The organism is Mycobacterium sp. ST-F2 (assembly GCF_001905655.1).
In the GTDB taxonomy this organism is placed as follows: domain Bacteria; phylum Actinomycetota; class Actinomycetes; order Mycobacteriales; family Mycobacteriaceae; genus Mycobacterium.
Window position 1 is genome coordinate 73,013 of sequence record NZ_JMHT01000010.1, and the last position, 20,943, is coordinate 93,955.

Here is a 20,943-nt window from a genome sequence, read left to right on the forward strand (position 1 = left end):
TAATCCGTTCGCTACTCGTCGTAGGTGACTTCGACGGAATCCGTCTTGGGCACCGCTTGGCAACCGAGGATGAGGCCCTCTTCGAGGTCGGACGGCTCCAACACGTCGTTGATCGCCATGTCGACGTCGCCCTTCTTCATGAGCACCGCACACGCCCCGCAGTGCCCCTCGCGGCAGGAGAACGGTGCGTCCAGTCCCTTGTCGAGCAGCACGTCGAGCAGTACGGCCTTGCGCGGCCACTGCAACTCGTGGGTCTCGCCGTCGAGCGTGACGATTGCGGTGGCCGGGCCCTCATCGCTGTCATCTTCGGCGAGCACGACAGCGGCGAACGGGTCGGAGTCCAGTGACTGGAACACCTCGAGGTGAACTTTGTTCTTGTCGGCGCCGGACTTGAGCAGGGCCTCTTCGGTGGCGGCCATGAACGGTGCCGGGCCACAGATGAAGGCCTCGCGGTTGACGTAGGGCGCCAGCTGCGTGGCCAGGATGGTCGGGTTGGGCAGGCCCTGCACCGACTCCAGCCAGTGGACGACGGAGAGCCGGTCGGGGTACAGCGACGTCAGCTCGCGCAGCGCCTTACCGAAGATCACCGACTTCTCGTCGCGGTTGGCGTAGAACAGCGTCACCTTGCCGGTGCCCTCGGACAGTGCGGACTTGAGGATCGAGAGCATCGGGGTGATGCCGCTGCCGCCGGCCAGCAGGAGGAAGTCGGTGTCGAGGTTCTTGGGCACGAAGGTGCCCGACGGCGCCAGCACGTGCATCTTCATGCCGACGTGCGCGTTGTCGCACAGCCAGTTCGACGCGTAGCCGTCCGCGGTGCGTTTGACCGCCACGGTCAGCGCCTCGTCGGCGTACGGCGAGCTGCACAGCGAGTAGCAGCGGGCGACCGATCCGGTGCGGGTGCTCGGGACGCGCAGGGTCAGGAACTGACCGGGGGAGTACTTCAGGCGCTCCGGCGGTATGTCGCTGCCGTCGGGTGTCTTGAACACCAACACGCGCGCGTCGGTGGTCTCGGCGACGACATCGGCCACCACAAGTTCCAGTACGTGGCTGCCCAGCGGCTCGTCCACAACCATCACCCTTCGTTCGAACCGGCCTGACGGCCAGTAACTAGAACAGGTTACAAAAGTGCAGTTATGCGGGTCTACCTGCTGTAGTACCGCCGTGCTCGACACAAATCGTAACGTGTTCTAATCTTCTGTCTAGACGACCACTCCCCGGGAGGCAATCCGTGACGTCAATTGAACAACTCGACGTGCAGGCCGTGCTGGCCGGCATCGATGACCTGCTGCCGACACTGCGTGAGCGCGCACAGCTGACCGAGGACCTGCGCCAGGTGCCGCAGGAGTCTATCGACAGTCTGAACGAGATCGGCTTCTTCAAACTGCTGCAGCCCGCACAGTGGGATGGCCTTCAGGCTGACCCGGCTGTCTTCTACGAGGCGGTCCGCCGCATCGCCAGCGCCTGCGGTTCCACCGGCTGGGTCGCGTCGATCATCGGCGTCCACAACTGGCACCTGGCACTGTTCGATCAGCAGGCTCAGGAAGACGTCTGGGGCGACGACTCGACCGTCCGCATCTCCTCGTCCTACGCCCCGATGGGTGCGGGTGTCGTGACCGAGACCGGCGACGGCTACATCGTCAACGGCGCCTGGAACTGGTCGTCCGGCTCGGAGCATGCCACGTGGGCGTTCCTCGGCGGCCCGGTGATCAAGGACGGCCGCCCGGTCGATTTCGGCAGCTTCCTGATCCCGCGCACCGAATACACCATCGACGACGTGTGGAACGTGGTCGGTCTGCGTGGCACCGGCAGCAACACCATCGTCGTCAAGGACGTGTTCGTCCCGCGGCACAGGTTCCTGTCGTACAAGTCGATGAACGACGGCACCGCCGGCGGCTACCAGACCAACACCGCCCCGGTCTACAAGATGCCGTGGGGCACCGTGCATCCCACCACCATCTCGGCCCCGATCGTCGGCATGGCCTACGGCGCCTACGAGGCGCACGTCGAGCACCAGGGCAAGCGGGTCCGTGCTGCGTTCGCCGGTGAGAAGTCCAAGGACGACCCGTTCGCCAAGGTCCGCATCGCCGAGGCCGCCAGCGACATCGACGCCGCGTGGCGTCAGCTGATCGGCAACGTCTCGGACGAGTACGCCCTGCTGGTCGCGGGCAAGGAGATCCCGTTCGAGCTGCGCGCCCGCGCCCGTCGTGACCAGGTGCGCGCCACCGGTCGCGCCATCGCGTCCGTCGACCGCCTCTTCGAGGCCGCCGGCGCCACCGCACTGGCCAACGGCACGCCGCTGCAGCGCTTCTGGCGTGACGCCCACGCCGGTCGCGTGCACGCCGCAAACGAGCCCGAGCGCGCCTACCTGATCTTCGGCAACAACGAATTCGGTCTGCCGCCCGCAGACACCATGGTCTAAGGGAGACACCTGTCAATGAGTGTGATCAAGGCCCTCGGCTACATGCGCATCGAGGCCACCGATGTGGCCGCGTGGCGCGAGTTCGGGCTCAAGGTGCTCGGCATGATGGAGGGCGAGGGCACCAACCCTGACGCTCTCTACCTGCGGATGGACGACGTCGCGGCTCGCCTGGTGATCGTGCCGGGCGAGAAGGACCGGCTGCTGGCCTCGGGCTGGGAGGTCGCCGACGCGCCTGCCCTCGAGCAGCTGAAGGAAACCCTGAATGCCCACGGCGTCGCGTTCAAGGAAGGCACCAAGGACGAGCTGCTCGATCGCAAGGTCGAGGGCATGATCAGCTTCCAGGATCCGGCCGACAACACCCTCGAGGTGTACTACGGCATCCAGTACCTGGGTCGTCGTTTTGTCAGCCCCTACGGCCACAAGTTCGTCACCGCCGAGCAGGGCCTGGGCCATGTCGTGCTCACCTGCAACGACGATGCCGCGGCGCAGGCGTTCTACCAGGACGTGCTGGGCTTCCGGCTGCGTGACTCGATGCGGCTGCCTCCGCAGATCGCGGGCCGTCCGGCCGACGGCGACCCGGTGTGGCTGCGCTTCTACGGCTGCAACCCGCGCCACCACGCGCTGGCGTTCATGCCTATGCCGAACCCGACGGGCATCGTGCACCTCATGGTCGAGGTGGAGAACTCCGACGACGTCGGCCTCTGCCTGGACCGCGCCAACCGCAAGAAGGTCAAGATGTCGGCCACGCTGGGCCGCCACATCAACGACAAGATGCTGTCCTTCTACATGAAGACGCCGGGTGGCTTCGACATGGAATTCGGTTGCGAGGGACTCGAAGTCGAGGACGAGAGCTGGATCGCGCGCGAGAGCGTCGGCATCAGCCTCTGGGGCCACGATTTCAGCGTCGGGTTCAAGTAGGCTCCGGCCACATGACCGAGACACCACAGATCGACCCCCGCACGTTCCGCAATGTGCTCGGGCAGTTCTGTACCGGCATCACCGTCATCACCACCGTGAATGACGGTGTGCCGATCGGTTTCGCCTGCCAGTCGTTCGCGGCGCTGTCGCTGGACCCGCCGCTGGTCCTGTTCTGCCCGACGAAGCACTCGCGGGCGTGGCAGGCCATCGAGGCCAGCGGCAAGTTCTGCGTCAACATGCTGCACGAGAACCAGCAGCACGTCTCGGCGCAGTTCGGCTCCCGCGCCGAGGACAAGTTCGCCGGTATCGATTGGCGCCCTTCGGAATTGGGCTCTCCGGTGCTCGACGGCACGCTCGCGCACATCGACTGCGCAGTGCACTCCGTGCACGACGGCGGCGACCACTTCGTGGTGTTCGGCGCGGTGCAGTCGATGTCGGAGCCGCAGGCCATCAAGCCCCGACCGTTGCTGTTCTACCGCGGTGAGTACACCGGCATCGAGCCGGACAAGAACACCCCGGCGCAATGGCGCGATGATTTGGAAGCGTTCTTGACCACGACGACCGAGGACACCTGGCTATAGTCGCGCCATGAGCGCGCCGATCCAGTCTGGACTGCGTCGGGTTGTCCTGGCCTCCATGGCCGGCACCGTCGTGGAGTGGTACGAGTTCTTCCTCTACGGCACCGCGGCCACCCTGGTGTTCAGCAAGGTGTTCTTCGGGCAGAGCGGCAGCGATCTCGACGCCATCTTCGCGGCCTTCGTCACCTATGCGGTGGGCTTCGTCGCGCGTCCGCTCGGCGGTGTGGTGTTCGGCCATTTCGGCGACAAGTTCGGTCGCAAGACGCTGCTGCAGTTCTCGCTGCTGCTGGTCGGTTCGGCCACCTTCCTGATGGGCTGCCTGCCGACCTTCGGGCAGATCGGCTACTGGGCGCCGGCGCTGCTGGTGGTGCTGCGGTTCATCCAGGGCTTCGCGGTCGGCGGGGAGTGGGGCGGCGCGGTGCTGCTGGTCGCCGAACACAGTCCCGCGCAGAGTCGGGGATTCTGGTCCAGTTGGCCGCAGGCCGGCGTGCCGGTCGGCAACATCCTGGCGACCGTCGTGCTACTGACGTTGACGAAGACGTTGTCCGAGCCGGAGTTCCTGTCGTGGGGATGGCGGGTCGCGTTCTGGCTGTCGGCGGTGGTGGTGCTGGTCGGCTACTACATCCGGACCAAGGTGACCGATGCGCCGATCTTCGTTGCGGCGCAACAGGAAGCCGAGCGTGTCAAGGCATCGTCACTGAGCGTCATCGAGGTGCTGCGGTACTACCCCGGCAAGGTACTGACCGCCATGGGCCTGCGGTTCGCCGAGAACATCATGTACTACCTGGTGGTCACGTTCTCGATCACGTATCTGAAAGTGCATGCGGGCGTGAGCACTTCGTTGATCCTGTGGTACCTGCTGGTGGCCCACGCCGTGCACCTGGTGGCAATTCCGTTGGTGGGCAAGCTCTCCGACCGCATCGGCCGCCGGCCTGTGTACCTGATCGGGACGTTGCTCACCGCGGTCTGGGGCTTCGTCGCGTTCCCGATGATGGACAGCAAGCACTACTTCGTCATCATGAGCGCGATCACCGCCGGCCTGGTGGCGCATGCTTTCATGTACGCGCCGCAGCCCGCGCTGATGTCCGAGATGTTCCCGACCCGGATGCGCTATTCCGGTGTGTCCCTTGGCTATCAGGTGACGGCGATCTTCGCTGGATCCCTCGCGCCGATCATCGCGGTGCGGTTGCTGAAGGACTACCACTCGTCGGTACCCATCGCGATCTACCTGGCCGGGGCCTGTGTGGTGACGCTGGTGGCGCTGGCGTTCGCACGCGAGACCAAGGGCATCGACTTGGCCGACGTCGACCGCGCGGACAGTGAGCGTGCCGCGGTCGGCTAGGACTCGTCCTGCATCGCGGCTTCCCACAGCCCGCGACCCAGTTCCGACAGGCGCAGGGCCTGCTTCTCGACGCGCGCCGGGAACGGTCCGCGCGAGGCGTCCTTGATGGCCTTCAACACCATCGATTCCGCGCTGAGGATCTCGTATTCGGCCTTCAGGTCCGGGTCCTCGGGGACGGTCTCGACCAGCCCGAGAGCCAGCAGGTGGCTGACGTACTGCGGCACCATCAGCGGGAGGGCGACGTTGGCGGTACGGCCGATGAGGCAGGCGTTCTCCAGCGTCGCGACGCTACGGTTCCGCGGGTAGATGTTCACCAGCGGCGACGACTCGTTGTCCGACAACGCACCGATGATGCGGGCCTCGTCGGCTACCAGCTGATCGAGTAACCGGTGATAGAGCTCGGTCTTACCGTCAGCGGTGCTCTGGTCCAGGGCGCGGTCCAGCAGGCCGCCGAGCTTGCCGTGCAGGGACTCCTTGGCGGGCTGTTTCTCCGGTGCCGGCGCGGCCGCGCGATCCGGGGCCATCTCGATGGCTTCGACGGTGGTCTTGGTCGCGATGGCGATCTGTTCGCCACCCCAGGCGGCCAGCTTGAAGCCGAACTTCGCGACGCCGAGGGCGCGATTGGCCAGGCCGAGCGGGTCGAATCGCCTCGGGATCGCCAAACCACCGCGCGGCGTCGAGATCGCGATGGCGATCTCACCGATGGGCGTGGACAGCTTGATGCCGTGCCGTTCGAGGCCCTCGCGGTTCACCGGTAAGTCGTCGGTAACTTCCGGTTCTGGGTTGTCGGTTTCCTGGGACATTGCGGACCGATGGTACCGGGCTGCCGTTCGTTCTCGCCGCTTGTGTGGCAAACGCGACAGCGGCCCCGCTCAGTAGGCGGCGAGCCAGGGACCCAGGCGCCGCAGCGCTTCTTCGATGTCGGACTTCGGTCCGGCGAACGACAACCGGACGAATGATCCGCCGTGCTGGGTGTCGAAGTCCACGCCCGGCGCGATCGCCAGACCGGTGTCGGCCAGGAGCTTCTCGCAGAACGTGAGCGAGTCGGTGGAGTACTTCGAGATGTCGGCGTAGACGTAGAAGGCGCCGTCGGCGGGCGCCAGCTTGTCGAGCCCGACCTCGGCCAGCCCGGCCAGCAGCAGGGCCCGGTTCTCCGCATAGTGGTGCACCAGGGCGTCGGCTTCGGCGATGGCCTCCGGGGTGAACGCCGCGACGGCCGCGTACTGCGGCAGCGTCGGCGGGCAGATGGAGAAGTTGCCGGTCAGGCAGTCAACGGCGCGCCGCAGTGGTTCGGGCACCAGCAGCCAGCCCAGCCGCCAGCCCGTCATGGCGAAGTATTTCGAAAAGCTGTTCACCACAATGGCGTTGCGCGAGGTCTCCCAGGCGCAGCTGGTCGCGGGCGCGTCGTCGTAGATGAGCCCGTGGTACAGCTCATCGCTGATCAGCTGTACGGAGTTGTTGTCGCACCAGGTGGCGATGGCGGCCAGATCCTCGGCGGGCAGCACGGTGCCGGTCGGGTTGTTGGGGCTGGCGATGATCAGACCCTTCACCGGCGGGTCCAGCTGCTCCAACATGGAAATGGTTGGGTGGAACCGGGTTTCGGGGCCGCACGGCACCTCGACGACCTCGCAGCCCAGGGCCGACAGGATGTTCCGGTAACAGGGGTAGCCCGGGCTGGCCACCGCGACGCGGTCGCCGACATCGAAGCACGACAGGAACGCGAGCAGGAAGCCGCCGGTGGAGCCGGTGGTGATGACGACGGCGTCGGGCTCCACCTCGACGCCGTACCGGTCGAGGTACGACTTGGCGATGGCCTCGCGCAGCTCCGGAATGCCCAGCGCGACGGTGTATCCGAGGTTGTCGTTGGCCAGCGCCTCAGCGGCGGCGGCCCGGATGGGCGCCGGTGCCTGTGCGGCGGGTTGTCCCGCAGACAGGTTCACCAGGTCGCCGTGGCTGCGCTGGCGCTCGGCCGCGGCCAGCCACACGTCCATCACATAGAACGGTGGGATGCCCGCGCGCAGCGCTACCGGATTGGTCATACCTCGACGTTATGCCAGAACTTCGGCTTCGAGGCGACGCAGGTGCTCCCGCGACGACCCGAGCAGCTGCGCACTGCCGTGCGCCCGCTTGAAGTAGAACTGGATGTCGCTTTCCCACGTGATCGCGATACCACCGTGCATCTGGATCGCTTCGCCGGCAACGGCATTGAATGCCTCGGTGGCCATGTAGCGGGCCAGCGACGCATTGGTGGGGGTCGGGTCGGCGATGGCGTCGTTGACGATCGACCGGGCCGCCGACACCTTCACGTACAGGTCCGACATGCGGTGCTTGAGCGCCTGGAAGCTGCCGATCGGGCGGCCGAACTGGACACGGTCCTTGGAGTAGGCCACGGTCAGGTCCAGGCAGCGGCCGGCGGCGGCGACCTGTTCGACGGCCATGAGGATGGCTGCGGTGTCAGCCAGCCCCGGGTCGGCGCCGAGGACAGCGGTGCTGCCCGGGGTCACGGCGGCGAGGGGACGGGTCGGGTCCATGGCGGTGGCCGGGACGACGGTGTTGTCGGTCCAGCGGCTCAGCTGGCCGTCCTGTGCCGCGATCACCACGTCGGCGACGGCGCCGTTGATGACGTAACCGGCGTCGAAAACGACTGTGCCGATGGATGTTCCCTCGGCCAGTCCCTCCAGCGGCTCTTCGTCGCCGACGGCGAGCAGGGCGAGTTCGGCCAGCGTGGTGCCGAGCAGTGGCGTCGGGACCAGGTTCTTGGCCAGCTCCTCGAGAACGACTGCGGCATCGCCCAATTCGCCGCCGGCACCGCCGAGCTCCTCGGGCACGACCAGCGCCGCGGCGCCGACCTGCTCGCACAGCATCTGCCAGAGCTTCTCGTCGTAGCCCTTCTCGGACTCGATGGCGGCGCGGACGGCCTCAGGGCTGGCGTGCTTCTCGACCAGCGCTGCGACCGTGGCGCGCAGCATCTCCCGTTCTTCGCTCATCGTCACAGTCCTTCCAGTACGCGGGTCCGGTGCCACGTCGAGTCGCCCCACGCCGAACGCAGCGCCTGCGTGCGCAGCAGTAACAGCGACAGGTCGTGTTCCTGGGTGAAACCGATGGCGCCATGCGTCTGCAGCGACGACCGCGCGGCGAGCAGAGCGGCTTCGTTGGCGGCCACCTTGGCGGCGCTGACGTCGCGGGCCAGCGTGGGCGAGCCGTCGGCCAGGGCCAGGGCAGCACCGTAGACCAGCGGGCGGGCCAGCTCGACGGCGATGTGCACGTCGGCCAGCTTGTGCTTGATGGCCTGGTACGAGCCGATCACGGTGCCGAACTGCGTGCGCTGCTTGGCGTACTCGACAGCCATGTCGAGCATCGCCTGGCCGGCGCCGACCAGCTGGGCAGCGGTGGCCAGGGCGCCGAACTCGAAAGCCTTTGCGGTGTCGGCCGATTGAGCCTCACCGGTGGCAGTCACGTCGAACAGGTGACGGGCCGGGTCGACGGATTGGTGCTGAGTCCCAATCGTGGCGTCCTGCACTTGCCCGCCTTGCCCTTCTGAGGCCAGCAGGATCAGACCTGCGGTGTCGGCGTCGACGGCGCGCGGCGCCAACGGCGGCAGGGCGACGGTGGCGATGAGCTCACCGGATGCCAGGCCTTCCGATCGCTTATCTGATGCGAGCAGCACCGGGGCCACCGCGATGGATTCGGTGACGGGGCCGGGCACGGCCCAGTAGCCCAGACGCTCAAGGGCGACAACCAGATCCACCGGATGCGCGCCGATGCCGTCGAACTCTTCCGGCACGTTCAGTGCGGTGACGCCCAGGTCGGCCAGCGTCGACCAGACCTTGCGGCCGGGGGCAGCGTCGGCTGCCTTCTCGACCCCGCCCCACGCCCGAACGGCGGCGGGCACGTCTGCCGCGCCCAGCGCGGCGTCGATGCTCGCAGCGAAATCACGCTGCGATTCGTCCAATTCAAAGAACACGTGAACAATCCCTCTTATTTGCGGGGCAGGCCCAGCAGGCGCTCGGCGATGATGTTGCGCTGAATTTCGTTGGTACCGGCGTAGATCGGCCCGCCCAGGGCGAACAGCAGGCCCTCGGTCCAATGGTCGTACAGCTCGGCGTCGGGGCCGCGCAGGTCCAGTGCGGTCTGGTGCAGGGCGACGTCGAGGTCGGACCAGAACACCTTGGTCACCGAGGACTCGGCGCCCAGTTCGCCACCGTTGGCCAACCGGGTGACGGTGCCGAAGGTGTGCAGGCGGTAGGCCTGGGCCTTGATCCAGGCGTCGGCGACGCGCTCGGCGTACGCCGGGTTCTGGTCGACCTTCCATTGCGCGACAAGGCGTTCGGCCGGGGCGACGAAGCGGGCCGGGCTGCGCAGCGACATGCCGCGCTCATTGCTCGACGTGCTCATGGCGGCGGTCCAGCCGTTGTGCACCTGGCCGATGACGTCCTCGTCAGGGACGAACACGTCGTCCAGGAAGATCTCACCGAAGCCGGTCTCACCACCCAGCTGGGCGATGGGGCGGACCGTGATGCCCTCGGCCTTGAGGTCGAACATGAAGTACGTCAGACCCTTGTGGCGCTGCGCTTCCGGGTCGGAGCGGAACAGCCCGAAACCGCGCTCGCCGAACGGGGCGCGCGAGCTCCAGATCTTCTGGCCGTTGAGCTTCCAGCCGCCGTCGACCTTGGTCGCGGTCGAGCGCAGCGAGGCCAGGTCGCTACCCGACTCGGGCTCGGACCAGGCCTGGGCCCAGATCTCTTCGCCGGAGGCCATTTTCGGCAGCACGCGCTGCAGCTGCTCCTTGGTGCCGTGCGCGAACAGCGTCGGTGCCAGCATCGCGGTGCCGTTGGCCGAAGCCCGGCCGGGAGCGCCGGACTTGAAGTACTCCTCCTCGTACACCACCCACTGCAGCATGGTGGCGTCGCGGCCGCCGTACTCCTTGGGCCACGCGATGACCGACAGGCCGGCGTCGAAAAGCACCTTGTCCCAGACGCGGTGCTGCTCGAAGCCCTCGAGGGTGTCGTAGGACTTGGTGGGGAACTTGTCCCTGTTGGCCGCGAGGAAGTCGCGGACCTCAGCCCGGAACTCCTCGGTTTCGTCGTCGAATGTCAGGTCCATTTACCGACTCGTCTCTCCGGTTGTCTTTCCCGTCGCTTCGCTCGCCCTGAGCGCAGGTTTCACCACTTTGCCTCCAGGGTTCCGTGGCAGTGTGTCGAGGAACGCCACCGACCGCGGCGTCTTGAAGCTAGCCAAATGTTCTTTGGTGTAGGTCTGCCGACCGGGCTGCTGGGTGCCGTCGGACCCACTCATTGGAACTCCCTCTAACAAAGCAAGTGCTTGGTAGGTTAGCCTACAAGGGTGATAGAGGTCCAGACGTTCCGGGCTGAGGTCCGACAATGGCTTGCCGACAATCTCGTCGGCGAATTCGCTGCTCTCAAAGGTCTTGGCGGCCCCGGCCGCGAGCATGAGGCGTACGAAGAACGACGCGCGTGGAACCAGCACCTGGCCGCGGCAGGGTTGACCTGCCTGGGCTGGCCGGAGGAGCACGGTGGCCGCGGCCTGTCGGTCGCGCACCGCGTCGCCTTCTACGAGGAGTACGCCAAGGCGGACGCCCCGGACAAGGTCAACCACCTCGGTGAGGAACTGCTCGGGCCGACGCTCATCGCGTACGGCACCGAAGAGCAGAAGAAGCGCTTCCTGCCGAGCATCCTCAATGTCACCGAACTGTGGGCCCAGGGCTACTCCGAGCCCGGCGCCGGCAGCGACCTGGCCAACGTCTCGACGTCGGCCGAACTCGTCGGCGACGAGTGGGTCATCAACGGTCAGAAAGTCTGGACCTCACTGGCGCACTGGGCACAGTGGTGCTTCGTGGTGGCCCGCACCGAGAAGGGCTCCAAGCGTCACCACGGCCTCTCCTATCTCTTGGTGCCGCTGGACCAGCCGGGCGTCGAGATCCGTCCGATCGTTCAGCTGACCGGTGACTCCGAGTTCAACGAGGTGTTCTTCGACGACGCCCGTACCGAGGCGTCGCTCGTCGTCGGTGAGCCCGGGCAGGGCTGGGGCGTGGCGATGGCGACGCTGACCTTCGAGCGTGGTGTTTCGACGCTGGGTCAGCAGATCCGCTACAAGCGTGAGCTCGAGGGTCTGATCGACGTGGCCAAGCGCTCCGGCGCCATCGACGATCCGCTGATTCGTCACCGGTTGACCGAATCCTGGACCGGCCTGCAGGCCATGCGGTCGTACGCCATGGCCACCATGGACGTCGAACAGCCGGGCCAGGACAACGTGTCAAAGCTGTTGTGGGCCAACTGGCATCGCGAGCTTGGCGAAATCGCCATGGACGTGCAGGGCATGGCCGGGCTGACGCTGCCGGGCGGCGAGTTCGACGAATGGCAGCGCCTGTATCTGTTCTCGCGTTCGGACACCATCTACGGCGGCTCCAACGAAATCCAGCGCAACATCATCGCCGAGCGCGTGCTCGGCCTACCCCGAGAGGCCAAGGGCTGATGGATCTTTCGATTGCTCCTACTGAGGTTGAAGGCCACGGCCTGCTGAAGGGCAAGGTCGTCCTCGTGACGGCCGCCGCCGGCACCGGCATCGGCTCGTCCACTGCCCGTCGCGCGCTGCTGGAGGGCGCCGACGTCGTGGTGTCCGACTACCACGAGCGTCGCCTCAACGAGACTCGCGACCAGCTGGCCGCGCTCGGCCTGGGCAAGGTCGAGGCCGTCGTCTGCGACGTCACCTCCACCGAGGCGGTCGACGCCCTGATCACCGCGGCCGTCGAGAAGGTGGGCCGGCTGGACGTGCTGGTCAACAACGCCGGCCTGGGCGGGGAGACCCCGCTGGTCGACATGACCGACGACGAGTGGGACCGCGTCCTCGACGTCACCCTGAACTCGGTGATGCGCGCGACCCGCGCCGCCCTGCGGTACTTCCGCGGCGTCGAGCACGGCGGTGTGATCGTCAACAACGCCAGCGTGCTGGGTTGGCGCGCGCAGCACTCGCAGTCGCATTACGCCGCGGCCAAGGCCGGCGTCATGGCGCTGACCCGTTGCAGCGCAATCGAAGCCGTCGAGTACGGGGTGCGGATCAACGCGGTGTCCCCGAGCATCGCGCGGCACAAGTTCCTGGAGAAGTCGGCCGATGCCGCGCTGCTGGACCGGCTGTCCTCCGACGAGGCATTCGGCCGTGCCGCCGAGCCGTGGGAAATCGCCACCACCATCGCGTATTTGGCCAGCGACTACTCCAGCTATCTGACCGGCGAGATCATTTCGGTGTCGAGCCAGCGGGCGTAGTTTTCATCCGGCCGCGAGGTTCGGATATGTGCACTTGCCCGCCTAATTGCGACAACATTGTCGCAATTAGGCGGGCATTTTCATGTGTGGCTGGCTCGCGATCTCGCAAGCCTGACCTGGTGGCGGACCCTCTCGATCAGATGATCGCCTGCTCCTGCAAGTCCGCGATCCGCGCCGCGTCATAGCCCAGTTCACCGAGTATCTCCGCGTTGTGCTCGCCGATCACTGGCGGTGCGAGGCGGATCGTCGCTGGCGTGGCACTCATACCCGCCAGCGGGCTGCCGATCAGGTCGACCGATCCGGCGGCGGCCCATGCATGCGGCGTCGTCGCGCGCAGGCCCCGGTGCTGCACCTGCGGATCTTCCCAGACCTCCGCCAGATCGTTATAGCGCGCGGCCGGGATGCCCACGCTGTCGAACTTCGCCTGGAGCTCCTCCGTCGTGAACTGCCGGCTCCACACGTTGATGATGTCGATCAACTCCGCGCGATTGATCTTGGCCCGCTTGGCGTTGGTGTCGAAGCGCGGGTCGTCGTAGAGCTCGGGCTGGCCCATCAACTCCGACATGCGCCGCCAGTGAGCGTCGCTTCCGGCCGTGATGTACGTCATGCCGTCGCGCGCATGGATGAGGTCGGCGGGGCCGCCGCCGTTGCCACCATTGCCCAGACGCTCCGCCTGGACGCCGCTGATCAGATAGTCCTGCATGATGTGGCAGATCATCGCCACGGAACTGTCGAGCAGCGCCATGTCGATGTGCTGGCCCTCGCCGGTGTTGTTGCGATGGTTCAGCGCGGCGAGGATCGCGATGGCGCTGTTGTGGCCAGTCACGAAATCGACCAGGCTGGGACCGGCTTTCACTGGCCCCGCGCCGGGCTGGCCTTCTGGGATGCCGGTCACGGCCATCATGCCGCCGCTCGCCTGGAACAACCCGTCGTAGCCCGCGCGCGCCGCCATTGGCCCGGTCTGGCCAAAGCCGGTGATCGAGCAGTAGATGAGGCGGGGATTGATCGCCTTCAGGCTCTCGTAGTCCAGCCCGAACCGCTTGAGGTCGCCGACCTTGTAATTCTCGATCAGGATGTCCGCGGTCTTGACCAGGGCACGCAGGATGTCCTGCCCCTCCGGCTTGGAGTGGTTGACCGTGATCGACCGCTTGTTGCGGTTCGACGCGGTGAAGAAGCCGGACTGGCGAAGGTCCTTGCCGTCCTTGCCCTCGACCGAGGCAAGACCGTAACCGCGCCCTTCGTCACCGCTGCCCGGTCGCTCCACCTTGATGACGTCAGCGCCGAGGTCGCCCAGTATCTGCGCGCTGATCGGGCCGGCGAAGACGCGGGTCATGTCGATGACCCGGATACCCTCCAGGGCACGCTGTGTCGTGCTCATGATCTCCTGCTACTCATCCATTTCGAGTCGTGCTGCGCGCAAGCATAGGGCTCGAATCGAAGCGCCCGACGCTTTACGCATCCCATCTATCGGTCGCGGTCGAGAACCGCGCGTGTGACCTCGCCCGCTCTCAGGGCCGCGATCGCCTCAACGTGCGCGACCCCTGTGAGCACTCGATCTTTGTGTACGTAGTGGCCAAGTCAACACCGGCCCGACCTACCCTAGCAAGCGCTTGGTTTCCATGCTGTTGAGATGGCGTCTGAATCGCCCAGTCAACCCGCGAGCAGGCGCGACGAGCTTCTCGAGCTCGCCGCGGCGATGTTCACTGTCCGGGACATCGCGGACTCGGCCGGCATCCTGTCAGGCAGTCTTTACCATCACTTCAAATCGAAGGAACAGATGATCGAGGAGGTCATGCGGGACTTCCTTGATTGGTTGTTCGCCCGGTACGAAGAAATCATCGCCACCGAGCCGTGGGAGATCGCGTCGACCATCGCATTCTTGGCCAGCGACTACTCCAGCTACCTGACCGGCGAGATCATCTCGGTGTCCAGCCAGCGCGCCTAGGTTTCCTTCGCGAGCAGACGTAAAACTGTCGGTTTCGACGCGAATTCGACAGTTTTACGTCTGCTCGCTGCTGGCGCGTGCACGCGAATGCCGTTCGTACGCTTCAGTTCTTGTGATCCAGTGCTGACCGCCGAAGTACATCGCCAAGTAGCCCGCAGGGAATAGTCCGAGCGTCAGGATCGAGACGAGCGCGAACTGCACGTACTGGCGAGCCGCGAATGAGTGGTCAAGTAATCGGTCGACGTAACCGTAGCGTGCGCCGACCGACAGCATGAACGCGATGTAGATGCTTAGCCCCAAAAGGGGGTAGCGCTGGTTGGCAAAGTCGTACACCGGGAACGAAAACAGTATCGCGCCGACAACGAATAGCCACCACACCTTCGGCGTGCTGAGGCCCCACCCGTACGCCTCGGGGCCGTCGCTGAACAATCGACGTGTTTTCCCTCGAATGCGGAGAAATGGTGTCCGGGCATATGTGACGAGAATGCACAATGCAGCCATTCCCACACCCGCGCTGAGTGCTGGCATCCGCCCTTGAGGCAATACCGCGAAGGCCGTGGCGGTCACCACGATCACCACGCCGACCCAATGCAGTCTGTGCGCGTACTCAGCTTCTTGGTTGAAGCCGGCGATGGACACCACCACCAGCCCTAGTAGACCTAAGGCAAGCGCCATGTCGACCGTGTTCACCCAAAGACCTTCTTGTAAAGCGCCTCGGCGCCAGACTCGCCGATGAACGAGCCGACGGTCCCGCCGATGAACCCGCCTATTACTACTCCTGGCGGCCCCGCCACGGCGCCGACTTCGGCACCGACTGCACCCATCACCCATGCGCCAGCCACGCCGCCGCCAACCTTGGACAGCGATTGGCCGGCCGGCATCCCGTGCGTGATCTCGTACATGGCGACGCCAAGATCCAGCAAAGTGCCGACATGGCCAACTCGTGAGCCAATCTTCTCGAGGGCTTTGATATCAGTCGCGTCAAATATCTGGCCTGACGTGTTCCAAGGATGACCAGGTTGCATTGATTTGACCGTCTGGTTCACAGACGCTTCTGAACCGGATATGCCTTTCCCCGCAAGCGACGCGCTGTCGACCAGTTCTTTTGGAATCTGGCCGTGCGACATGCCCGCAGCAACTTGGGCTGCCCCTTGCGCTGACATGCCAGCTTGTTGTAACTGTTCCTGTACTCGGGCAATTACCATGGTTCGGGCCTGTGCCTCGGACCGGTCCAGTGTGGCTGTGGCTGTATCGGGAGTCACCCCAGCCTTGCCGAGCAAGCCTTGCTCCAGCCTTTGCTGCATCTCTAACCGAGCGCGAGCACGCGTGCGAGCATCGCCGCCCAGTACGGGATCGGTAGGCAGTGGGCCCACGGTTTGGGCCGTCGTGAAATCGTCGAGTCGTTCGCTTGCGTAGCGCTTCGCTTCCGGTGTGGCGTTTGGATTGTTGGCGGTTGCAAAGTCGCGCAGTCGGTTTGACGCGGCCTGTTTTTCAGGGGTCCACGGCCCGGGTGCATTTACGAGAGCTTCGTCGGCAGCACGTTGGCTGGAGCCGTACTTGTCGGGCGCCGACGGCGCAGGCCCAGCGCCGATGCCGTCGGCACCCTTGGTGGGGTCGGCTGCGTAGCCTTCGGCGACCATTGCGTTCCGGGCCTTGCTGAGTTCGTCCGTGTAGGCCGTACGGATTGCCTTGGCTTCGTCGACCGCGGTGCGAGTGCGACTTTCGGCGGCACGCCTGAGATCGTCCCACTCAGCGTTCTTGCCTGCCCTTGATGCTTCCGCGATCCGCGCATCGATTTGAAGGTCGTAGGACTTCAATGCGCCTTCCAACAGAGAGATTGAGGTGGCGGAGCTGCGCTGCGACTGCGCCAGGGCGGCAGCAATGCCCTCAAGGCTGACCGCGAGCTTAGAGATCTGCAATTTGCTGAGGTGGAGACTCTCCGTCACACGAACTACTTCGGCGGCGTCGTTGATCGGGTGACCGCCACCGTCCTGCCGGTCCCACGCTGACCCAAAGCGCTGTTTGGCGATAGTGAAGTCGTGTTCGGTCTCGGTGATACACCCACTCGCGTTTCGGAATGCGGTTGCCAACTCGTCAATCTCACCAGGGGCACCGCTCTGGATGGCGCTGTCCATTTGCCATGGGTCCCCGCCGGCGGCACTAATCAAGCCTTGAATGCTGAGGTGCTTTAGTTCGATTGACATGCGGTGCTAGATCGAATCGGCCGCCGTGTTTATCGAGCCTGCTCCGGCTGTGTCTTGAGATTCAAAAATCGTTGCGGCTGAGTTGGTGCGTTCTGCCAGCGAATCCAAGTGGGTACGGAAACCACTCAGAGTCGTTGCATGGGTTTCGTGGCAGTCGACGAGTGATCGGTGGAAGTCGTGGGCATCATCGAAATCCCCGAAGATACCCGCTGATATTGAGGCATCAGCAAAATGGCTCGCGCCTTCATGCGCGATGGCGCCAGCGCTCTGGGCGAAGGCTGCACCCATGCGGAGTAGAGCAGGATCGACATACATTAGGCCCCCTTAATTCCCCTGCTGCCAGCGTACCCTGCGTTTGCAGGGACTAAGGACGGAAATTTGCGCGGTCAGTGGACCACGAACCCATGCCGTTCGAGTGGCCGCAGTGATGCCGGATCGGTGCTTTCGACGAGAAATATCCACGTCAATTCTCCATCGGCATGCGTGGCGAATCGATATTTTCCGGCGGCCAGCTGCGATGTGTCGTGCGTGAGACTAGACGGTGATGTGTATACCCCGACCAAAGTTGGCTGAACGCCCGGACCGCCCATGCAGATGGCCCAATCAGTTGCGCTAGGCAGCAGCGTGTTCTTGCCGTCACTTGGAATCGTCGCGGGACTACCGCACGCGGCGGTGATCCACACGAAGCCTTTCTCCGATTGAAACGGTGACGACGCCGGCGCGACCGACGGTGACGGGGCTGCTGACGATGTGGTTGGTGTCGGCGACACCGACGTGGATGAGGCTGAAGTTGCTGCCGGAACCGCCTTTCCGCCCGTCTGGCCACAGCCCGTAAGGCATGTGGTGACAGCCAAACCCAGCACAGCCTGCGACAATCTGACAGCGGAACGCGATACGCGGCTTTCCTTCACGGTCACAATCGTAATTGGCGGCCGTCTCCGTAAGTCTCCACAGTTTCTTCACAATCGCTGCCGGTAAGCCCCACAAACCGCGCTTACAGTCGGAAAGCGTGAAGCGAATCCTGGTGGTCGATGACGAGCCGACCATCCTGTCGTCGGTGGCGACCCGGCTGCGCGCCGAATCGTTCCAGGTGGAGACGGCCGTCGACGGGCCTTCGGCAGTGGCCGCGGCGGCAGCGACGCAACCCGACCTGGTGGTGCTGGACGTCATGCTGCCCGGCTTCGACGGGCTGGAGGTGTGCCGACGCATCCAAGCCGAGCGTCCGGTGCCGGTGCTGATGTTGACCGCGCGCACCGACGAGACCGACATGTTGATCGGCCTGGGGATCGGTGCCGACGACTATCTGACCAAACCATTCAGCATGCGCGAGCTGGTCGCGCGGGTACGGGTGTTGTTGCGTCGAGTGGACCGGGCGACCGGAGACCAGCCGCTGTCGGTGGGGGAGTACCGCATCGATCTCGCCGAACGTCGCGTGCATCAGGGCGACATCGAAATCCATCTCACCCGAACCGAATTCGATCTGCTGGCCTTCCTCGCCGGACGGCCCCGGGCCGCGGTCGCGCGCGAGACGCTCCTGGAGCACGTCTGGGGCTGGGGTTCGGGCGCCGAGACCCGCACGGTCGACAGCCACGTCAAGGCGTTGCGCCGCAAGCTCGGTGCGGAACTGATCCGGACCGTGCACGGAGTCGGCTACGCCCTTGAGGTGCCGCGGTGAGCGTGCTCGGCGAACTGTGGGACCGGCTGCCCAGACCATTGGACCCGTTCGCGTCCTTCAAGGTCAAGATGGGACTGCTTGTCGGTGGAGCAATCCTGTTGGCTTCCTTCACCTTCTGGATCGGCGCGAGTTGGCAGTTCCGGTACGCGCTGCTGTCTGCCCTCCTGACCTCCCTGCTGTTCACCCAGTTCATGGCGCACGGGATGACCTCCCCGCTGCGGCAGATGACTGCCGCGGCCCGCGCGATGGCCAAGGGCGATTACAGCATTCGGCTCCGTGCCACTTCGCGCGATGAAATCGGCCAACTGGCAACGGCATTCAATCAGATGGCAGCGGATCTCGGCGCCGCCGACGAGTACCGACGCGGGCTGATCGGCAACGTATCCCATGAACTGCGTACGCCCATCACCGCACTGCAGGCGGTCCTGGAGAACGTCGTGGACGGCGTCGTCGAGCCCGACGCGCAGACGATGCGGCTGGCGTTGTCGCAGACCGAGCGACTCGGTGAGCTGGTGACCGATCTGCTGGATCTGTCCCGCCTGGAAGGCGGGGCAATTCCATTGCAGATCAACCGGTTTGACGTCGACGAGTTTCTACGGGACGCCGTCGAGCACGTCCCGGTGTCGGAAGGTGACGTGGCGGTGGTGGTCGAGGTCGCACCGCCCGGGCTGACGGCGCTGGCTGATCCGGCGCGGTTGCGGCAGGTGGTGGTCAACCTGGTGGACAACGCGATTCGGCACAGCCCACTGGGTGGCACTGTGACGGTGCGGGCGACGCGCGAGGCCTCGGGTTTTCGGCTCGAGGTGGCAGATCAAGGGCCGGGTATTGCGCCGGCCGAGCGTGAGCGGGTCTTTGAACGGTTCACCCGCGGTGCCACCTCTGACGGCGGCACCGGTCTGGGCCTGGCGATCGCCCGGTGGGCGGTCGAGTTGCACGGCGGAGTCATCGACGTGGTGGAGACGAAGGTGGGATGCCGCTTCAGGGTGAGCATTCCGGAATCAAAGGAGCGGTCCGCATGACGATGTTGATGGGATATCCAGGGCCGCCGATGGTCCCGCCGCTGATCGGGCCGGCACTGCCGCGCCGCGGCGAACCCGGCTGGACGATGCTGCCGCGGCGGGTGTGGCCGATCAGCCCGCTCGCAGCTGCGCCACATCGCGTGGTGGTGCTCGCCGTGCTGGCCGGTCTGCTCGGCACCGCGCTGTGGCGGCCGTCGTCTTTGAGCGTCGGCTACCTGGTTGTCGGGGTGATGGTCTTCTCCGTCGTCTATGGCACCGCCGAGCGCCGACCGACGCGCACCGAATGGGCCGGTATCGCACTGACGTTGGCGCTGCTGTCGGTGCCCGCGGTGCTCGCTGCCGACTGGCTGGGCGTGCTGTGCATCATGGCGGCCTGGATCGTCGGGTGGTGCACGCTGTTCGGTGGGCGCACCTGGACCGCCGTGGTGACCGGACCTTTCCTGGCCTGGGCGCTGCCGGCTCGCGTACTCGGTTGGGCGCGCCGCGGCATCTCGGGGCGGGTAGGTATCGCCAACCCGGTTCGCGTAACCGTCGTCGTCGGTCTCACCGTGCTGCTGACGTTGGTGTTCGGTGCGTTGTTCGCCTCGGCCGACGCGGCTTTCGCGCATCTGGTGGGCAAGCTGCTGCCGCGTCTTGATGGTGTCGACGTCGTCGCCCGCATCGTGGTCTTCGGCATGGTGGCCGCGTTCGTCCTCGGCGGTGCCTATCTGACACGGTTCGCGCCGCGACTGGATGTCCTCGCGCCCAAGTCGATGAAGCCGGTGCCGCGCTGGGAGTGGGCGGTGCCGCTGGGGGTGCTCGATGCGCTGTTCATCGCGTTCGTGGCGGTGCAGGCTGCGGTGCTGTTCGGTGGTCACACCCACGTGCTGGAAACCGAGGGGCTGACCTACGCCGAGTACGCCCGGCAGGGCTTCTGGCAGTTGTTGTGGGTGTCGGCGCTGACCCTGCTGGTGTTGAGCGTGGTCATTCGTGTGGCCGGGCGTGTGACGGCGAGCGATCGCCGCGTGCTCCGGGTCTTGACCGGAATCCTCTGTGCCACTTCGGTTGTCGTGGTCATCTCGGCGATCCACCGGATGTGGCTGTATCAGCAGGCGTACGGATTCAGCACCGACCGGCTGATGGTGATCACCATCGAACTCTGGTTGGGCGCGGTGTTCCTGCTCGTCGCCATGGCCGGGGTGCGGATGTCGGGGCGCTGCCTGCCGCACGCGGTGCTGGCGGCTGGCGTTGTGGCGCTGCTGGGGCTGGCGGCACTCAATCCCGAGCGCCTGGTCGCCGACCGCAACATCGACCGCTTCGAGCAGACCGGCCAACTCGATGCTGAGTACCTGTCTCGGCTGTCGTCGGACATCGACCCCGCCTTGCATCGGTTGCCTGAGCGTGTCCGCGCGTGCGTCCGTTCGAACTACTCTCATGACGACCCGTGGTACCTGTTCAACCTGTCCCGGTCGAACGCGAACCGGCCGGTGGGAACCGAACTGCCCGAATATTGCGATCAATACTGGTCATACCGCGACTAGTGTCCTGCGCCGGGAATTCGTTGAAGATATGAACCGAGTCGTT

Annotated in this window: 19 protein-coding genes and 2 pseudogenes; 10 read left to right on the top strand and 11 right to left on the bottom strand. The window is 65.5% G+C overall.

The features are described 5' to 3' along the window. Positions 1-11: 11 nt before the first annotated feature. A complete protein-coding gene (locus EB75_RS05770; protein WP_073694511.1) occupies positions 12-1,073 on the bottom strand; it encodes a ferredoxin--NADP reductase in 1,062 nt (353 codons plus the stop codon). A 155-nt stretch (positions 1,074-1,228) separates the two neighbouring features. On the opposite strand from EB75_RS05770, the gene hsaA reads away from it, so the two are divergent. The 4 genes from hsaA to EB75_RS05790 are packed head-to-tail and all read left to right on the top strand — an operon-like array spanning position 1,229 to position 5,257. Further along, complete coding sequence (gene hsaA / locus EB75_RS05775) at positions 1,229-2,419, top strand: 3-hydroxy-9,10-secoandrosta-1,3,5(10)-triene-9,17-dione monooxygenase oxygenase subunit (protein ID WP_073694512.1); 1,191 nt, start codon at positions 1,229-1,231, stop codon at positions 2,417-2,419. A 15-nt stretch (positions 2,420-2,434) separates the two neighbouring features. After that, positions 2,435-3,337 carry an iron-dependent extradiol dioxygenase HsaC gene (gene hsaC / locus EB75_RS05780; protein ID WP_073694513.1) on the top strand — a complete coding sequence of 301 codons (903 nt, stop codon included), beginning with the start codon at positions 2,435-2,437 and terminating at the stop codon, positions 3,335-3,337. An 11-nt stretch (positions 3,338-3,348) separates the two neighbouring features. Further along, positions 3,349-3,918, top strand: coding sequence for a 3-hydroxy-9,10-secoandrosta-1,3,5(10)-triene-9,17-dione monooxygenase reductase subunit (gene hsaB, locus EB75_RS05785; protein WP_073694514.1), 570 nt, complete (start codon positions 3,349-3,351; stop codon positions 3,916-3,918). A gap of 7 nt (positions 3,919-3,925) precedes the next feature. After that, on the top strand, positions 3,926-5,257 hold the full coding sequence (locus EB75_RS05790) for an MFS transporter (RefSeq protein ID WP_073694515.1): 1,332 nt from the start codon (positions 3,926-3,928) through the stop codon (positions 5,255-5,257). Here the strand turns inward: EB75_RS05790 and EB75_RS05795 are convergent. From EB75_RS05795 to EB75_RS30270, 6 genes and pseudogenes are all read right to left on the bottom strand, one after another. Beyond that, a complete protein-coding gene (locus EB75_RS05795; RefSeq protein WP_142239444.1) occupies positions 5,254-6,060 on the bottom strand; it encodes an Abi-alpha family protein in 807 nt (268 codons plus the stop codon). The genes EB75_RS05790 and EB75_RS05795 overlap by 4 nt on opposite strands. A 69-nt stretch (positions 6,061-6,129) precedes the next feature. Next, positions 6,130-7,296, bottom strand: a complete 1,167-nt coding sequence (locus EB75_RS05800) for a pyridoxal phosphate-dependent aminotransferase (protein WP_073694516.1) — start codon at positions 7,294-7,296, stop codon at positions 6,130-6,132. A gap of 9 nt (positions 7,297-7,305) precedes the next feature. Then, a complete protein-coding gene (gene ipdE2, locus EB75_RS05805; RefSeq protein ID WP_073694517.1) occupies positions 7,306-8,244 on the bottom strand; it encodes an acyl-CoA dehydrogenase IpdE2 in 939 nt (312 codons plus the stop codon). A gap of 2 nt (positions 8,245-8,246) precedes the next feature. Beyond that, complete coding sequence (locus tag EB75_RS05810) at positions 8,247-9,221, bottom strand: acyl-CoA dehydrogenase family protein (protein WP_073694518.1); 975 nt, start codon at positions 9,219-9,221, stop codon at positions 8,247-8,249. A 14-nt stretch (positions 9,222-9,235) separates the two neighbouring features. Next, positions 9,236-10,360, bottom strand: a complete 1,125-nt coding sequence (locus EB75_RS05815) for an acyl-CoA dehydrogenase family protein (RefSeq protein WP_073694519.1) — start codon at positions 10,358-10,360, stop codon at positions 9,236-9,238. Further along, a pseudogene (locus EB75_RS30270) lies at positions 10,361-10,510 on the bottom strand (hypothetical protein); the annotation flags it as partial. It abuts the gene before it with no gap. Positions 10,511-10,600: 90 nt separating this feature from the next. Here EB75_RS30270 and ipdE1 point away from each other — a divergent pair. Both ipdE1 and ipdF read left to right on the top strand, forming a co-directional pair. After that, entirely contained in the window at positions 10,601-11,749 is a 1,149-nt protein-coding gene (ipdE1, locus tag EB75_RS05825) for an acyl-CoA dehydrogenase IpdE1 (protein ID WP_073694520.1), read from the top strand. Beyond that, positions 11,749-12,537, top strand: a complete 789-nt coding sequence (gene ipdF, locus EB75_RS05830; protein WP_142239446.1) for a (5R,7aS)-5-hydroxy-7a-methyl-1-oxo-2,3,5,6,7,7a-hexahydro-1H-indene-carboxyl-CoA reductase — start codon at positions 11,749-11,751, stop codon at positions 12,535-12,537. The genes ipdE1 and ipdF overlap by 1 nt, the downstream gene beginning before the upstream one ends. A gap of 136 nt (positions 12,538-12,673) precedes the next feature. Here the strand turns inward: ipdF and EB75_RS05835 are convergent, their stop codons facing one another. Then, positions 12,674-13,915 (bottom strand): CaiB/BaiF CoA transferase family protein, encoded by a 1,242-nt coding sequence (locus tag EB75_RS05835; RefSeq protein ID WP_029120643.1) that lies wholly within the window; start codon positions 13,913-13,915, stop codon positions 12,674-12,676. A gap of 252 nt (positions 13,916-14,167) precedes the next feature. Between EB75_RS05835 and EB75_RS05840 the strand changes: the two are divergent. Next, a pseudogene (locus EB75_RS05840) lies at positions 14,168-14,377 on the top strand (TetR/AcrR family transcriptional regulator); the annotation flags it as partial. Between the two features lie 159 nt (positions 14,378-14,536). Here EB75_RS05840 and EB75_RS05845 read toward each other — a convergent pair. The 3 genes from EB75_RS05845 to EB75_RS05855 are packed head-to-tail and all read right to left on the bottom strand — an operon-like array spanning position 14,537 to position 17,001. Beyond that, positions 14,537-15,172: a hypothetical protein gene (locus EB75_RS05845; protein WP_073694521.1), complete on the bottom strand. Its 636-nt coding sequence runs from the start codon at positions 15,170-15,172 to the stop codon at positions 14,537-14,539. Beyond that, on the bottom strand, positions 15,169-16,686 hold the full coding sequence (locus EB75_RS05850) for a putative alpha/beta hydrolase (RefSeq protein WP_073694522.1): 1,518 nt from the start codon (positions 16,684-16,686) through the stop codon (positions 15,169-15,171). Before EB75_RS05850 ends, EB75_RS05845 begins: the two co-directional genes overlap by 4 nt. 6 nt (positions 16,687-16,692) lie before the next feature. Beyond that, positions 16,693-17,001 carry a DUF2563 family protein gene (locus EB75_RS05855; RefSeq protein WP_073694523.1) on the bottom strand — a complete coding sequence of 103 codons (309 nt, stop codon included), beginning with the start codon at positions 16,999-17,001 and terminating at the stop codon, positions 16,693-16,695. A gap of 694 nt (positions 17,002-17,695) precedes the next feature. Here EB75_RS05855 and EB75_RS05865 point away from each other — a divergent pair. Genes EB75_RS05865 through EB75_RS05875 form a run of 3 tightly spaced genes read left to right on the top strand, consistent with a single transcriptional unit; the run spans position 17,696 to position 20,900 of the window. After that, positions 17,696-18,361: a response regulator transcription factor gene (locus EB75_RS05865; protein ID WP_073694525.1), complete on the top strand. Its 666-nt coding sequence runs from the start codon at positions 17,696-17,698 to the stop codon at positions 18,359-18,361. After that, positions 18,358-19,380 carry a HAMP domain-containing sensor histidine kinase gene (locus EB75_RS05870; protein ID WP_073694526.1) on the top strand — a complete coding sequence of 341 codons (1,023 nt, stop codon included), beginning with the start codon at positions 18,358-18,360 and terminating at the stop codon, positions 19,378-19,380. The genes EB75_RS05865 and EB75_RS05870 overlap by 4 nt, the downstream gene beginning before the upstream one ends. Next, entirely contained in the window at positions 19,377-20,900 is a 1,524-nt protein-coding gene (locus EB75_RS05875; protein ID WP_286150088.1) for a DUF4153 domain-containing protein, read from the top strand. Before EB75_RS05870 ends, EB75_RS05875 begins: the two co-directional genes overlap by 4 nt. Positions 20,901-20,943 lie beyond the last annotated feature (43 nt).